The organism is Salinilacustrithrix flava, assembly GCF_041228405.1.
GTDB lineage: Bacteria > Actinomycetota > Acidimicrobiia > Acidimicrobiales > Salinilacustritrichaceae > Salinilacustrithrix > Salinilacustrithrix flava.
In genome coordinates, this window is the sequence record NZ_CP133888.1 from 3,470,725 (window position 1) to 3,485,833 (window position 15,109).

The 15,109-nt window shown below is 72.5% G+C and carries 13 protein-coding genes; 9 read left to right on the forward strand and 4 right to left on the reverse strand.

Annotation, left to right across the window (positions count from 1 at the left end):
* Nucleotides 1-3: 3 nt before the first annotated feature.
* Entirely contained in the window at nucleotides 4-609 is a 606-nt protein-coding gene (locus RGQ06_RS17070; RefSeq protein ID WP_432429923.1) for a TetR/AcrR family transcriptional regulator, read from the reverse strand.
* A gap of 77 nt (nucleotides 610-686) precedes the next feature.
* Between RGQ06_RS17070 and RGQ06_RS17075 the strand changes: the two genes are divergently transcribed.
* The 7 genes from RGQ06_RS17075 (at nucleotide 687) to RGQ06_RS17105 (ending at nucleotide 8,764) form a co-directional block, all read left to right on the forward strand.
* Nucleotides 687-1,811 carry an N-acetylglucosamine-6-phosphate deacetylase gene (locus tag RGQ06_RS17075; RefSeq protein ID WP_432429924.1) on the forward strand — a complete coding sequence of 375 codons (1,125 nt, stop codon included), beginning with the start codon at nucleotides 687-689 and terminating at the stop codon, nucleotides 1,809-1,811.
* Between the two features lie 24 nt (nucleotides 1,812-1,835).
* Nucleotides 1,836-2,225 (forward strand): hypothetical protein, encoded by a 390-nt coding sequence (locus RGQ06_RS17080; protein WP_432429925.1) that lies wholly within the window; start codon nucleotides 1,836-1,838, stop codon nucleotides 2,223-2,225.
* A gap of 2 nt (nucleotides 2,226-2,227) precedes the next feature.
* Nucleotides 2,228-3,370, forward strand: coding sequence for an FIST signal transduction protein (locus tag RGQ06_RS17085; RefSeq protein WP_432429926.1), 1,143 nt, complete (start codon nucleotides 2,228-2,230; stop codon nucleotides 3,368-3,370).
* 101 nt (nucleotides 3,371-3,471) lie between these two features.
* The gene (tkt, locus tag RGQ06_RS17090) at nucleotides 3,472-5,433 is read left to right on the forward strand and encodes a transketolase (protein WP_432429927.1); all 1,962 of its coding nucleotides are present in this window, start codon (nucleotides 3,472-3,474) and stop codon (nucleotides 5,431-5,433) included.
* A 10-nt stretch (nucleotides 5,434-5,443) separates the two neighbouring features.
* The gene (gene tal / locus RGQ06_RS17095) at nucleotides 5,444-6,544 is read left to right on the forward strand and encodes a transaldolase (RefSeq protein WP_432429928.1); all 1,101 of its coding nucleotides are present in this window, start codon (nucleotides 5,444-5,446) and stop codon (nucleotides 6,542-6,544) included.
* Between the two features lie 2 nt (nucleotides 6,545-6,546).
* Nucleotides 6,547-7,206 carry a 6-phosphogluconolactonase gene (gene pgl, locus RGQ06_RS17100; protein ID WP_432429929.1) on the forward strand — a complete coding sequence of 220 codons (660 nt, stop codon included), beginning with the start codon at nucleotides 6,547-6,549 and terminating at the stop codon, nucleotides 7,204-7,206.
* Between the two features lie 10 nt (nucleotides 7,207-7,216).
* A complete protein-coding gene (locus RGQ06_RS17105; RefSeq protein WP_432429930.1) occupies nucleotides 7,217-8,764 on the forward strand; it encodes an adenylate/guanylate cyclase domain-containing protein in 1,548 nt (515 codons plus the stop codon).
* A 13-nt stretch (nucleotides 8,765-8,777) separates the two neighbouring features.
* Here the strand turns inward: RGQ06_RS17105 and RGQ06_RS17110 are convergent, their stop codons facing one another.
* Nucleotides 8,778-10,109, reverse strand: coding sequence for a DUF222 domain-containing protein (locus RGQ06_RS17110; protein WP_432429931.1), 1,332 nt, complete (start codon nucleotides 10,107-10,109; stop codon nucleotides 8,778-8,780).
* Between the two features lie 507 nt (nucleotides 10,110-10,616).
* Here RGQ06_RS17110 and RGQ06_RS17115 point away from each other — a divergent pair.
* Nucleotides 10,617-11,393 carry a hypothetical protein gene (locus RGQ06_RS17115; protein WP_432429932.1) on the forward strand — a complete coding sequence of 259 codons (777 nt, stop codon included), beginning with the start codon at nucleotides 10,617-10,619 and terminating at the stop codon, nucleotides 11,391-11,393.
* 57 nt (nucleotides 11,394-11,450) lie between these two features.
* Here the strand turns inward: RGQ06_RS17115 and RGQ06_RS17120 are convergent, their stop codons facing one another.
* The gene (locus RGQ06_RS17120; protein ID WP_432429933.1) at nucleotides 11,451-12,326 is read right to left on the reverse strand and encodes a hypothetical protein; all 876 of its coding nucleotides are present in this window, start codon (nucleotides 12,324-12,326) and stop codon (nucleotides 11,451-11,453) included.
* A 38-nt stretch (nucleotides 12,327-12,364) separates the two neighbouring features.
* Here RGQ06_RS17120 and cofH point away from each other — a divergent pair, with 38 nt between their 5' ends.
* Nucleotides 12,365-14,707 (forward strand): 5-amino-6-(D-ribitylamino)uracil--L-tyrosine 4-hydroxyphenyl transferase CofH, encoded by a 2,343-nt coding sequence (cofH, locus tag RGQ06_RS17125; RefSeq protein ID WP_432429934.1) that lies wholly within the window; start codon nucleotides 12,365-12,367, stop codon nucleotides 14,705-14,707.
* Nucleotide 14,708: 1 nt separating this feature from the next.
* Here cofH and RGQ06_RS17130 read toward each other — a convergent pair whose 3' ends face one another.
* The gene (locus RGQ06_RS17130) at nucleotides 14,709-15,089 is read right to left on the reverse strand and encodes a response regulator (RefSeq protein ID WP_432429935.1); all 381 of its coding nucleotides are present in this window, start codon (nucleotides 15,087-15,089) and stop codon (nucleotides 14,709-14,711) included.
* Between the last annotated feature and the right edge of the window lie 20 nt (nucleotides 15,090-15,109).

Here is a 15,109-nt window from a genome sequence, read left to right on the forward strand (position 1 = left end):
CGTTCAGGGCTCGAGGGCGGCGCGGAAGAACTCGCGGATGTGGTCCTGGCGGCGGACCAGCTCCTGGGCGGCGAGGGGGTCCCGGCCCAGCAGGCCTTCGATGAAGGGCAGGTCGGAGAAGTACGACAGCACGGCGCCGAGGCCGCTGATGACCAGCTGCTCCGGGTCGTGGTGGCGGAACCGACCCTCCTTCATCTGGGCCTCGAGGTAGCCGACGGCCTGCTCGAACATCGGGCGCAGCGCGGCACCGAGGTCGACGCCGAAGTGGCCGCCGTCGAGCGCCTCGCGACGCACCAGGCGCACCAGGTCGGGGTTCTCGGCGAAGAACTCGAAGCCGGCGGACAGGACGTGGTCGAACTGCGTCCACCCCTCCTGGGGGCCTTCGACGGCTTCCTCGACCCGCACGAACCACTGGGCCAGCAGCCGCTCGAACACCTCTCGGTAGAGCTCGTCCTTGTTCGAGAAGTGGTGCAGGAGGCTGGCCTTGGCGATGCCGACCGACTTGGCGATGTCCCCGAGCGACGCTCCGGCGTAGCCGCGCTCGGCGAAGGCCGTGCGGGCCGCGTCGAGGATGGCTTCCCTGGTCGAGCCAGGATCTCGGTCGGACACCGCCGGGAGGCTACTGCCCGCCGAGATGCCACCTCCGGGACGGTCCGACCCCGACGACCCTCCGGTACGGTCCTGCCGTGCCCAGCACCACCCCGACCATCGTCCGGGCCGCCGCCGCCCTGCTGCCCGGCCGTCCGGCCGGTGAGCTGGCCGGGCCGGTGGAGATCGAGGTGCGGGACGGGCGCATCGTCGACGTCCGCTCCGGGTCCGATCCCGGTGACGGCACCGTGGCGGCTCCCGGCTTCGTCGACCTGCAGGTCAACGGCGTCGACGACGTGGACGTGGCCATCGCCGACGGGGCCGACTGGGATCGCGTCGACGGGCTCCTGGCCGCCACCGGGGTGACCGCCTGGCTCCCGACCCTGGTCACCCAGCGCCTCGAGCGCTACGGACCCGCACTGGAGCGGATCGCCACCGCGAGCGCCCGGGGAGGGCCACGGCCGACGGTCCTCGGCGCCCACCTGGAGGGTCCCTTCCTCGGCCAGCACACCGGGGCCCACGACCCACGCCGCGTCCTGCCGATCGACCTGGACTGGCTCGCCGAGCTCCCCGAGGTGGTCGCCCTCGTCACGATCGGCGCCGAGCAGCACGACGCCGTTGCCGCCACCGAGGCCCTGGCGGCCCGCGGCACGGTCGTGAGCATCGGCCACTCCGGCGCCACCTCGGCGCGGGCCGACGAGGTGTTCGACGCCGGGGCCACGATGGTCACGCACCTGTTCAACGCGATGGGTCCGCTGCACCAGCGCGAGCCGGGCGTGGCCGGCGCCGCCCTCGCCGACGACCGCGTGGTGGCCGGGCTCATCGCGGATCTCGTCCACGTCCACCCCGCCCTGCTCCGCACCGCCTTCCGCACGAAGGGCGCCGACCGCATCGCCCTGGTCACCGACGCGGTGGCCTGGAGGGCCGGGCACCTGGCGGCCGCCGACGTGACGTTGGTCGACGGCGCGCCGCGCCTCGCCGACGGCACGATCGCCGGCAGCGCGCTCGCGATGGATGTCGCCGTGCGCAACGTGGTCGGGGCCGCCGGCGTCCCCCTCGCCGACGCCCTCACCGCCGCCTCCACCACCCCGGCCGATGTGCTCGGGGATCGCTCCCGCGGCCGCATCGAGGTCGGCGCCCGGGCCGACCTCGTGGTGCTCGACCGCGCCGACCTCGCCCTCCGGCGCACAATCGTCGCCGGCGAGGTCGCCTGGGAGGGCTGAAGCTCCCTCGGTAGCGTCCACCCCATGGACATCGTCGCCGCGCTCTTCTTCGAGGATCTCGACACCAACCAGGTCTTCGCCGGAGGACCGACCAAGATCGACCTGAAGGGCGTGCACTTCTCTGCCGCCGCCCCGCAGGAGCCGCCGGTCACGATGGCCCCCCACATGGTCGTCCTGGTGCGCGAGGCCCCGGATGGAAGGGGCACCGGCGCACTGGAGGTCCGGTTCCTGCGCGACGGCGAGCAGATCGCGCGCAACGCCCAGCCGCTCGAGGTCGAGCCGGGGAAGTTCGCCTACCGCCTCGTGCGGGCCGAGCTGCCCTTCGACTCCTACGGCACGGTCGAGGCCCACTGCAGCATCGACGGCGGCCACACCACGGTCGTCCCGTACACGCTCGTCCCCGGGACGGCCTGACCGTGCCCTTCGCCGCCGCGCTCTCCCAGCACCCGGTGGCAGCCGACGCGGTGGGTGAGGTCCTCGGGTCCATCGTGGAGCAGCGCGGCGTCGAGCCCGACCTCGTCGTGGTGTTCGCCAGCTCCGCCCACGTGGAGTTCCTCGGTGAGATCTCGGCGGCGATCACCACGGTGCTGCGGCCCGGGACCCTGGTCGGGGCCTCGGCCTCCTCGGTCCTCGCCGGCGCGCAGGAGGCCGAGGAGGTGCCGGCCCTGTCGGTGTGGGCCGCCTGGACCGAGCCGGTGCGCCCGCTGCGCCTCGCCACCGGGCCGGTGCACGACGACGGCGACGGCCCGGCCGTGATGGTGCAGGGGGTGCCCGCCGACGTGCCCCTCGGCTGCACGATCCTGCTGCTCGCCGATCCGCACTCGTTCCCGGCCGACGGGTTCCTCACCCAGCTCGCCGACGCCCGACCCGACATCGTCGTCGTCGGCGGCCTCGCTTCGGCGGCCTCGCAGCCCGGTGGCAACGCCCTCGTGCTGGACGGCGAGGTCCATCACGACGGCGCGGTCGGGGTCGTGCTCCCACCGACCCAGGCCGTGGTCAGCCAGGGCTGCCGGCCCGTCGGCGAGCCGATGGTGGTCACGCGCGCCGACCGGGGCTTCCTCATCGAGCTGGCCGGCCAGCCCGCGCTCGACCGCCTCACCGACCTCACCACCGACCTCCCGCTCGAGGATCGTGCGCTGCTGGCCAAGGGCGTCCAGCTCGGGGTCGCCATCGACGAGCACCGCATCGAGTTCGGGCCGGGCGACTTCCTCGTCCGCCCGGTGCTCGGCGCCGACCGAGGCCGCGGGGTCATCGCGGTCGGGTCCGAGATCGCGGTGGGCACCACCGTCCAGTTCCACGTCCGCGACGCCGCCAGCGCCGACGACGACCTGCGGGCCCTCCTCGACGGGGTCTCGGGCACGGGCGCTCTGGTGTTCACCTGCAACGGGCGGGGTGAGCGCCTCTTCGGCGTGGAGGACCACGATGCCGCCGTGGTCTCCGAGGCCCTCGACACGACCGCCGTGGCCGGCATGTTCTGCGCCGGTGAGCTCGGGCCGGTGGGCGGACGCAGCTTCCTGCACGGCTTCACCGCGTCGATCCTGGTCTTCGCCGATCACTGATCCAGCCGTTCGGCCCAGGGGAGCCCGCGAGGACACCGAGTATGGTCGAGCCCTCACTGCCCGCGGGCAGCCCTTCGACCGTCCCCCACCTGGAGCGATCAGTGCGCGACGCCGACTTGGAGAAGCGGGCCATCAACGTGGTCCGTGGCCTGGCCATGGATGCCCCCCACGCTGCGAGCAGCGGCCACCAGGGCACGGCGATGGCGCTGGCTCCCCTCGCCCACGTCCTGTGGACCCGGGTGCTGCGCTACGACGCTGCCGACCCGGACTGGCCCGACCGCGACCGCTTCGTGCTCTCCGCCGGCCACGCCAGCATCCTGCAGTACTCGATGCTCCACCTCACCGGCCACGGCCTGGAGCTGGACGAACTGAAGGCGTTCCGCCAGTGGGGTTCGCGCACCCCGGGCCACCCCGAGGTCGGTCACACCCGCGGCATCGAGGTCACGACCGGGCCGCTCGGGCAGGGCTTCGCCAACGCCGTCGGCATGGCCATGGCCGAGCGCTGGCTGGCCGCCCGCTTCGGCGCCGAGCTCTTCGACCACCACACCTTCGTCATCGCCGGCGACGGTGACCTGGCCGAGGGGTTGAGCCACGAGGCCGCTTCCCTCGCCGGTCACCAGGGCCTCGACAAGCTCGTCGTCGTCTACGACGACAACCACGTGAGCATCGACGGGCCGACCGAGCTGTCGCTGTCCGACGACGCCGCCGCCCGCTTCCGCGGCTACGGCTGGAACGTCGACGAGATCGGGGAGGTCGCCGAGGACCTCGACGCTCTCGAGGCCGCGCTGGTTCGCGCCAAGGCCAACACCGGCGCGCCGACCATCATCATCCTGCGCAGCCACATCGGCTTCCCCTCTCCCAGCCTCACCGACTCCCCGAAGGCCCACGGCCTGGCCTTCGACGAGGACACGATCCGCGAGGCCAAGGAGGTCATGGGCCTGCCCGACGAGGCGTTCCACGTGCCCGACGACGTCCTCACCTACTACCGCAGCGCAGGCGAGCGCGGCCGATCCGAGCGCGAGGAGTGGGAGAAGCGCCTCGCCGCCTTCGACGGCGAGCGAGCCTGCCTCGACTGCTGCCTCGACGCGGAAGGCCTGCCCGGCTGGGAGAAGGCCCTGCCGAGCTTCGGCCTCGACGAGTCCATGGCCACCCGCCAGGCCTCGGGCAAGGTGCTGCAGGCCCTCATCGAGACCGTGCCGGGCCTGGTCGGCGGCGGCGCCGACCTCACCGGCAACACCGGCACCGCCATCGCCGACGCCGGCGTGATGAGCGCTGACGAGCCCGGCGGGCGCCAGATCTTCTTCGGCGTCCGCGAGCACGGGATGGCCGCGATCATGAACGGCATGGCCCTCCACGGGGGCCTGCTGCCGGTCGGCGGCACGTTCCTGGTGTTCTCCGACTACGCCCGCGGCGCCGTGCGCCTGTCGGCCCTGTCCGGTGCCAAGGTCATCTACTCCTTCACCCACGACTCCGTGGGCGTCGGCGAGGACGGCCCCACGCACCAGCCGGTGGAGCAGGTCGCCGCGCTCCGAGCCATGCCGGGCCTGTCGGTCATCCGGCCGGCCGACGCCAACGAGACGGTCGCCGCCTGGCGTGCCGCCATCGACGGCCACGGCCCCACCGCGCTGATCCTGAGCCGCCAGTCCGTCCCGACGCTCGAGGGCACCTCGGCCGAGGGAGTCCTGAAGGGCGGCTACGTCCTGGTCGACTCCGAGGGCGAGCCCGAGCTCGTGCTGGTCGCCACCGGCTCCGAGGTCCACGTCTGCGTGGAGGCCGCTCGCCGCCTCGCCGACGACGGCGTCGCCGTGCGGGTCGTGTCGCTGCCGTCGTGGAACCTGTTCGAGGCCCAGAGCGAGGACTACCAGGACACCGTCCTGCCGCCCGACGTGGCCACCCTCGCCGTCGAGGCGGGCGTCAGCTTCGGCTGGGACCGCTACGCCGACGACAGCATCTCCATCGACCACTTCGGCCACTCCGCGCCGGGCGAGCTCGTGCTCGAGAAGCTCGGGTTCACCCCCGACAACGTGGTCGAACGCAGCCGCGAGCTCCTGCAGTCCTCCTAGAGTCAGGCCCATGGGCCTGCTCCACGACCTCCACGAGAACGGCGGCCAGTCGCCCTGGCTGGACAACCTGCGACGCGGCTACCTCCGCTCCGGCGAGCTCCAGGCCTACGTCGATCGCGGCATCCGGGGCATCACCTCGAACCCGTCGATCTTCCAGAAGGCCATCGCCGACAGCGACGACTACGACGAGCAGTTCGGATCGCTCCTCGCCGGGGGCGCCTCGGTGGACGACGCCTACTGGCGCATGGTCACCGACGACATCGGCGAGGCCCTCGACGTGCTCCGTCCCGTGTACGACGGGTCCGACGGCGTCGACGGCTACGTCTCGGTCGAGGTCGATCCCGGCCTCGCCAGCGACACCGACGGCACCATCCAGTCCGCCCGGCACCTGCACGAGGCCATCGACGCACCGAACGTGCTGGTGAAGATCCCCGCCACCGCCGAGGGCGTGCCGGCCATCCGCACGATGCTGGCCGAGGGCCGCTCGATCAACGTCACGCTCATCTTCTCCATCGACCGCTACGCCGAGGTGATGGAGGCGTACCTGGCCGGCCTCGAGACCTACGCGGCCTCGGGCGCCGAGGACCTCTCGAAGGTCGCCAGCGTCGCGTCGTTCTTCATCTCCCGCGTCGACACCGAGGTCGACAACCGCTTGGACGCCATCGGCACCGACGAGGCCCTCGCGCTGCGGGGCAAGGTCGCCGTCGCCCAGGCCCAACTCGCCTACCAGCGCTTCCAGGAGGTCTTCTCCGGCCCCCGGTGGGAGGCGCTCGCCGCCAAGGGCGCCCGGGTGCAGCGCCCGCTGTGGGCGTCGACGTCGACGAAGAACCCCGACTACCCCGACACGCTCTACGTCGACACCCTCATCGGCCCGGACACGGTGAACACCATGCCCGAGGCCACACTCGAGGCCTTCGACGACCACGGCACCGTGGCGCGCACGGTGGATGCCGACTTCGCCGCTGCCCAGGACGTGGTCGACCGGGTCTCCGCAGTCGGCGTCGACCTCGACGAGGTCGCCCGCGTGCTCGAGGACGAGGGCGTCGCCGCGTTCAGCAAGTCCTTCGACGAGCTGATCACGACCCTCGAAGCCAAGGCTGCAGAGCTCTAGCCGTGCAGGGCGACCTCCGCATCGTCGGCGACGTCGCGGCGGCGTTCTGCGACGTGGTCGCCGACGCCTGGGAGTCCCGCACCGGTGAGGTCTTCACGATCGCCCTGTCCGGTGGCGAGACCGCCCGTCGCTGCTACGAGGCCCTGGCCCGCCACGCCGACACCCCCGTCGACTGGTCCGAGGTCCGGGTCGTGTGGGGCGACGAGCGCTGCGTGCCGCTCGACCACGAGGACTCGAACCACCGCCTGGCCCAGGAGTCCCTGCTCCGCTCGGTCGGCCCGGTCGCCGAGATCCACCCGATGCAGTGCGACGTGGCCGACGCCTACGACCGCCTGATCGCCGGGATCGACGTCGACGTCATCCACCTCGGCCTCGGGCCGGACGCCCACACGGCGAGCCTGTTCCCCGAGTCCCCCGCGCTCGACGCACCAGCCGACCGCTTCGTCGTCCCGAACGAGGATCCGCTCGGCAACAACCCGATCCCCAGGCTCACGTTCACACGCGCCGCCATCGCCGCCGGCCGCACCGTGGTCGTCACGGTCGAGGGAGCGTCCAAGCGGGAGGCGCTCGACCGCGTCCGGTCCGGCGAGGACGTGCCCGCCGCACGCATCGATCGCCCCGGCGTCGTGTGGCTCACCGACCCGGCGGCGGCCGGCTCGTAGCATCGGGGCCATGAGCGAACGCCGCGCCCCGGAGCAGCGCGGCGACGAGGCGCTCCGCCAGACCGCACGCGACGTGCGGATGCAGCTGCTCGCGAGCATCAGCATCATCCACACCGCAGGTGGGCTGTTCGTCTTCGGCTACATCCAGCTCCGCTACCCGGCGTCGGAGGCCTACGACACGCCGTGGATCAACGACTGGCTGCTGGTGCTGCTCACGCTCGCCGCCCTCGCCCCGGTGGTCTGGGGCTGGGTGGCCCACGAGTTCCGCCGCAGCTCGGGCTGGGCCCTGGCCGGGCGCGCACCGGGACACGACGATCGCGAGCACCTGCTCACCGCACCCTTCCGCCTCGCGGCCAAGCCGCTCGGCTTCTGGCTCGCCGCCGCCCTGGTCATCGGGGCCGGCATCGGCGTGCGGCGGGTGTTCGGCTTCCGGGAGATCTTCGACATCGCCCAGATCCTCCTCATGGGCGGGCTGGCGACGTGTGCGATCTCGTACCTCGTGATCGAGCGGGCCTTCCGTCCGCTGTTCGCCTGCGCGCTGACCGGCGCGGACATCTCCCGGCCCCGCACGCTGGGGGTTCGCGCCCGGCTCCTGCTCGCCTGGGCCGCATCCTCCGGCGTCCCGCTGCTCGGCCTCACGCTCAGCCCGTTCCGCGAGGCCGCCACGTCCAACGCCGCCCTCGTCGCGCTCGGCCTCATCGGGCTCGTCGCCGGGCTGCTCGCCGTCTCGGTCGCGTCCGACACCATCGCCGTCCGCCTCGACGGGATCCGCTCGGCGCTGGCGCGCGTCGGCACGGGCGACCTCTCCCAGGACCTGCTCGTCGACGACGGCGGCGAGGTCGGCCAGCTCCAGGCCGGCTTCAACCAGATGGTGCACGGACTGCGGGAGCGCCAGCAGCTCCAGGACCTGTTCGGCCGCCACGTCGGCCACGAGGTCGCCGCCCAGGCGATGGAGCGGGGCAGCGACCTCGGCGGCGAGTCCCGGCGAGCGTCGGTGTTCTTCGTCGACCTGATCGGCTCCACGGCCATGACCGAGGTCCTGCCGCCCGGGGAGGTGGTCTCGACGCTCAACGCCTTCTTCGAGGCCGTCGTCGAGGAGGCCAGCGCCGAGGGCGGGTGGGTCAACAAGTTCCAGGGCGACGGCGCCCTCTGCGTGTTCGGCGTCCCTGCCCACCAGCCCGATCACGAGGCCCGCGCCCTGCGAGCGGCACGAGCCCTCCGGGACCGCCTCGTCGAGCTGTCGATCGACCACCCGGGCCTGCACGCCGGCATCGGGGTGTCCTCCGGCACCGTCGTCGCCGGCAACGTCGGCAGCCAGGAGCGCTTCGAGTACACGGTGATCGGGCGAGCCGTCAACGAGGCAGCCCGGCTCACCGACCTGGCCAAGTCCCGGCCCAGCCGAGCCCTTGCCTCCGCATCCGTCGTGCACGCATCCGGCACCGAGTGCGCCAACTGGGCCGCCCGGGGCACCGTCGGCCTGCGCGGCCAGTCCGCCCCCACCCACGTCTACGAGATCGCCACGGGGGTCGGAACCGACAGTCGACACGCGCTGCGCTGACCGGACGGTGGTGTCAGACGGGTGGGGTGATGGGTCCGTCGTCGTCGGGGCGGTGGATGGTCCAGGTGCCGTCGGGATGGCGGACGGGGCGGAAGCCGTGTTCCTTGGTGCGGTTGTGGAACCCGCAGTACGCATCGGAGTTGTCGGTGTTCGTGGGCCCGCCCCGACAGGCCGGGTCGCGGTGATCGACCTGCAGGTTCCGTCCCCGCCCGTCACAACCAGGCCACAGGCAGCCGAGCCCGCCGGGTCCTCGCAGCAGGGCTTGGAGGAAGGCGGCGTCGCGGGCGGAGCCGGTGAACAGCCGCTGCCTCCGGCCGAGGTCGATGACGGTGCCGGCCGAGTCGACCACCACCCGGCGGACGTGGCCGACCAGGGCAGCAGCGACCGCTTCGGCGGGGCGGAGCGGGGTGCCGTCCATGGCGTGGCAGCGCCGGGCCAGGTCCTCGTTGGGATCGACCCGCACTTCCAGGCCGGCAGAGCGGCGCAGCTCGTCTTCGAAGGTGTCCTGGTCGATGATGATGTTGACCAGCGGCTCCGGCGAGCAACCCTCTGATGCGGCAGCGCGGCGGAAGATCTCGAAGATGGCATCCGCCCGCCGCTGGGCCGGGGTGCGTTCCAGGTGCTCGACGCGGGCCTGGTCGCCGTGGCGCTCGCGGGCGACGGCCCAGTCGGCATGCAGTTCGGCGGTCTCGAACCGGTCGAAGATCTCCGCCATCGCCGCCCCCTGCAACCCGCCATGGTTCGCCTCGAGCCGGAACGACCCATCGATGGCCGATTCCTGCAGCGACGCGTTCCGGCGCTCGTGGCACCGCTCCGCACCCTGATCCGCCCCATCGGCGTCGGCCAGGGCCTCCCACTGGCGCAGGGCAGCACAGAAGTCGTCGTAGCCGAGCACGGTGGCGTGGCGGGCGAAGATCGGATCGGCATCCGGCACCCACTCGCTCACACGCGGGTTCGCGATCGTGCGGGCCATGGCCCGCATGTGCTCGGTCGGGATCTCGCCCCGGGCGTACGCGGCCTCGACCAGGGGCAATCTCGGCAGGGCCCGGCTGGTCTGCACCCGCCCGTGGGCCTCCGACCCCGACAGCCGACCGATCGCCTTCAACGCCCCCTTCGCGGTCTTGTGCCCGTCCAGGCTGAACGCCGCACTGGCGTCGAGGTGCGCGACGGTGCGGTCGGTGCCGTGATCCAACCGGCGGCGCAGCTTCTCGACCCGGCCCACGAGCGCGAGCTCCTCCTTGGGCGACAGGCCGTCGAGGTCGGCGGCTTGGACCATGCCGACCGCGACCTCGAGCATGTCCAGCGCATCGCCCAAGTCACCCACGGGTTCCAACAGATCGGTCACGGCGACGCCTCCCCCGAGACGCCACCGGCATGTGGTCGGTGGCAGCGCATCCGCGCAGCTCCTTCCTCATCGCAGTGACGGTCGACGCGAAGCCGACGAGTGGCACCTCCAGCCCCAGCCGGAGCGCCTACCCACCATTCAACCCAGGTGGTACGACAAGAACTCGTGGCACCTGTCGGACGCATCGGCTTGGGTGAACAGCAGGATCTCCCCGGCAGCGGCCATGACCGTGCGCCCGGCTGACGGTCATCTCGCCACCGAGGTGCCCGTGATCCGAACGCCCGGCAAGGACCCTCCTCTCCTGACGACGTACGGGATCCCGTCACGGTGTGTTCCCGGTGGTAGACCGCCGTGATGGTCGGCGTGTCGCAGCTCGCACGCCCCAGTGCTCGGTCGAACCGGAGGCATCGGCGCTGGGGCGCCGTCGTACTCGCGGGCGCGTGCGTGGTCGGCGTCGCCTGTTCGTCCGACGAATCGACGTCGGAGCCTTCGAGGCCGCTCACATCCGTGACCACCACGACCACGACGGCGACCGTTTCCACGACGACGGTTCCGGCTCCCGCCGATCCGACCCGCGCCGCCTTGGGTGAGCGCCTGGCGGACGAGCTCGGTGACGTCGACGTCGGCCGCCGCGTCGCGACCGACCTGGAACAGGGCACCCTCGACCGCCTGGTGACGGCAGCTGGCGGCGACCTCGCCGGGAGCCCCGTCCTGGACTACGAACCAACCACCGCTCCGCTGCAGCAGATCGACTCGATCTGGGCGTTCTCGTTCGGCTTTCGCATCGATGCGGACGCAGGCATCGCACCGGTCGGTCTCATGGATCCGCCTCCGCCCATGGACGTGGTGTCGCCGGGGCCGGTGAACGCAGCACTCGCCCAGATCGTTGCGGATCTGGTCGAGGATCGTCCCGTGCCCGTCGTCGCCCAGTGGGAGATCGCTCGAGAGCTGGTGCAGCTCGGCGTGGAGGACGTCATCTCCGTCGAGCCCGAGGTGGCACCGGACGGCAGCGTGGTCTACCTCTCGACCCCGGCGGTGGCTGAGGAGGGCCTCCGGATCGCTCGCTCGAGGGGCCTCGACATGGGCACCGCAGGCGTCGTTTGCGTGGCGGACATGGCTGCCACCTGCCTCTTGTCCATGGACCGCCTCGACGTTCCCGCCGTCGTACCTGCCGGCGTGGAGCTGCCCGACGAGTACGACCCCTTGTCAGGGCAGCTGTGGACCCGAGACGTCCTGTCGTGGATTCCGGTGGACCTCCTGGGACGCGGCTTTCTCGCACGCTGAAGGTCGCTCAGCCGCGCTGTTCGTACGGGACCCAGGCGCGAGGAGCGCCACCTTCCCTCAGACCGTGAACCGGAAGACCTGGTGCACCCGGTCCGGCGCCCCACCATCGGGTGACCAGGGCGACAGCACCGTCGAGTACCCACGGGCCCGGCACGCGGCCAGCAGCCGAGGCACCAGCACCGAGGGATCCCCGTCGCACCGCACGCAGACCGCGGTGTCGGACACCCGCTCCCGCGCCCGACGGGCCAACCGCCACGCCGACCGCACGGAGGCCCCTGCCAGCAGCTGGGTGACGTCAGGGACGGCCGCGATCCCGTCGAGCACCAACGCAGGGTCGGCGTAGCCACCCGCCTGGGGCGGAGGGTCCTCCCCGCTCGGGGACGGCACCTCGCCGCCCCAGCCCTCGGTCGAGAGGTGGAAGGTCGCCCGACGCTCCCCCGGCTCCGCGCCAGCGGTGCGCAGCTGCTCGGCGTACCACGGGGGCTGCCACGCCCGGCCGGTGGCGGCGGCGTGCTCGAAGCCCTCGACCAGCACGCCGAAGTCCTCGTCGGGCGTCCAGGTCACCGGGCCGACCATCGACGACACCCCCTGCTCGCGCAACCACCCCCTCGCGGCGTCCACGAGCGCAGTGGTCACCGCGGCATCGTCGGCGACGTCGAACATCCCGAACCAGCCCTGTTCCGACCCGCTCCCGTCCACGTGGGCGGCGATGCGCCCGGCGGGCTGGCCGGCCCGGCGGGCCAGGAAGAAGGCGGCGTCGCCCCGGTCGAAGTAGGGGTGGCGCCGGGCATCGTGGCGCCACTGCTCGTGGGCCCGGACGCCAGCCGACCACCGGTCATCAGTGCCGAGCAGCACGAAGGGGACCTCCGCGAAGCGCCGCAGCTGCGACTTCGACTCGACCGGCTCGACGGTGACGGCACCTGCGGTGGGCACGCCGCGAGGGTATGTGAGCCCCCCGATAGGGTCTGCCCATGGTGGACCCGACGCACCCGCTGCTGGCGCTCCCCCTCGACGAGCTGCAGGCCCGAGCCCGGGCCGTGCGCGACGAGCGGACCGGCACCCGCATCACCTACTCCCCCAAGGTCTTCATCCCGCTGACCATGCTGTGCCGGGACAAGTGCGGCTACTGCACGTTCGCCCAGCCGCCGGCCCGGCTGGAATCTCCGTACCTCACGCCCGACCAGGTGCTCGCCATCGCCCGAGCCGGCGCCCAAGCCGGGTGCCACGAGGCGCTGTTCACCCTCGGTGAGCGCCCCGAGGAGCGCTACCCCGCCGCCGCCGAGTGGCTGGCCGCCAACGGGTACGAGTCGACGGTCGACTACCTCGCCGCCATGTGCCGCCTGGTCCTCGAGGAGACCGGTCTCCTCCCCCACGCCAACGCCGGGGCGCTGTACCCCGACGAGCTGGCCGAGCTCCGGCCCGTCGCCCCGTCCCAGGGGATGATGCTCGAGACCCTGCGCGACGACCTCGAGTGCCACCGCGGCTCGCCCGACAAGGTGCCGGCCCGCCGCCTGGCCACCCTCGAGGCGGCCGGTGAGCTCGGCATCGCCTTCACCACCGGCATCCTCGTCGGCATCGGGGAGGACCCCATCGATCGGGTGCACGCGCTGGAGGCCATCGCCGAGAGCCACGCCCGCCACGGCCACGTGCAGGAGGTGATCGTCCAGAACTTCCTGCCCAAGGCCGGCACCGGCATGCACAAGGCCGCACCGTGCCCGCACGACGACTTCGTCCAGGCCATCGCCCTCGCCCGGCTCATCCTCCCGCGCGAGATCCACCTCCAGGCCCCACCGAACCTCTCCGACGACTTCGGCGTGCTGCTCGACGCCGGCATCGACGACTGGGGCGGCGTGTCCCCGGTGACCGCCGACCACGTCAACCCGGAGCGGCCCTGGCCGGCGCTCGACCGCCTCCGCGAGGTCACCGAGGCCAGGGGCTTCACGCTCGCCCCCCGGCTCACGATCTATCCGGAATTCGCACAGGCCGCGGCCAACCACCCGTCGGCGTCGGGAGCGCCAGCGAGCAGCCGACACGACTCCGGCGGAGCCGGAGGCCCTGAACACGCTCCCGACTCCTTCCTCGACGAGGGTCTGCGCTTCCCCGTGCTCGACCGCAGCGACGCCGAGGCCATGGGCCGCGACGACCGCTGGTACTCGGGCCACGAGGATGCCCCGCCGGTCCTCGTGCCCGGCCACGCCGCGGCCGGCGGTGCCGTCGGCGAGGTGCTCGCCGGCGCCCTGCTCGGCCAGGAGCTCGGCGTCGAGGAGATCACGACCCTGTTCGGCGCACGCGGGCCCGAGGTCGCCGCCGTGGCCCAGGTCGCCGACGACATGCGACGCGAAGCCGTCGGCGACGCGGTCACGTGGGTGCAGAACCGCAACATCAACTACACCAACGTGTGCACCTTCAAGTGCCGCTTCTGCGGGTTCTCCAAGGGCCCGCTGTCGCTGAACCTGCGCGGCAACCCCTACCTGCTGACCCTCGACGAGATCGCCGGACGCGTGCGCGAGGCCTGGGACATGGGCGCCACCGAGGTCTGCCTGCAGGGCGGCATCCACCCCGACTTCGACGGCGACTACTACATCGACGTCACCAAGGCCGTGAAGGAGGCCGCACCGGGCATCCACGTCCACGGCTTCACCGCGCTCGAGGTCACCGAAGGAGCCAAGCGCCTCGGCGAGCCGTTGGCCGACTACCTGCGCCGCCTGATGGACGTGGGCCTCGCCACCCTCCCGGGCACCGCGGCCGAGATCCTCGACGACAACATGCGGGCCCTGCTGTGCCCGGACAAGATCGACACCGAGGAGTGGCTCGACGCCCACCGCACCGCCCACCAGGTCGGTCTGCGGTCGAACGTGACGATCATGTACGGCGCCATCGAGAACCCGGTGCACTGGGCCCGCCACATCGTGCGCACCCGCGCCCTGCAGCGCGAGACGGGCGGCTTCACCGAGTTCGTGCCCCTCCCGTTCGTGCACATGGCCGCCCCCATGTACATCCAGCGCAAGGCCCGTCGCGGCCCCACCTTCCGCGAGGCGCTGCTGATGCACGCCGTCGGTCGCATCGCCTACCGCGGCGCCATCGACAACATCCAGGTGTCCTGGGTGAAGATGGGCCGCTCCGGTGTCGAGCAGTGCCTGCAGGCCGGCGTCAACGACCTCGGGGGCACGCTCATGGACGAGAACATCTCCCGCGCCGCCGGCGCCAACCACGGCCAGATGATGCAGGGCGAGGACTTCCGCACCATCGTGGAGCCCCTCGGTCGCCGCCTCGAGCAGCGCACCACGCTCTACGGGCGCACGGCGCCCGCGTAGCTCACGCGGCCGCGGCCTTCGCGGCCCGGCCGACAAGCTCGACCAGGTCGTCGGGGTCGAAGGGCTTGCTCAGGAAGAACTCCCGGTCGGCCAGGGCCACCGGTGCCTGCTCGGCCGAGGCGATGTCCGCGGTGAAGATCACCACCGGCAGGTCGCGGAGCAGGCCGGGCGCGCCCCGGACCCGGCGCAGCACCTCCCAGCCGTCGATCCCGGGCATCCGCACGTCGAGGAGGAGCACGTCGGGGAGGTGGTCCCCACCGAGCGCGTCGAGGGCGGCCTCGCCCGACTCGGCCTCCCAGACGTCGTAGCCGGACGCCTCGAGGATGACGCGGGTCACCAGCCGGACATCGGGTTCATCGTCCACCACCAGCACCGAGCTCACTGCGACCCCGCTCCCTCCGA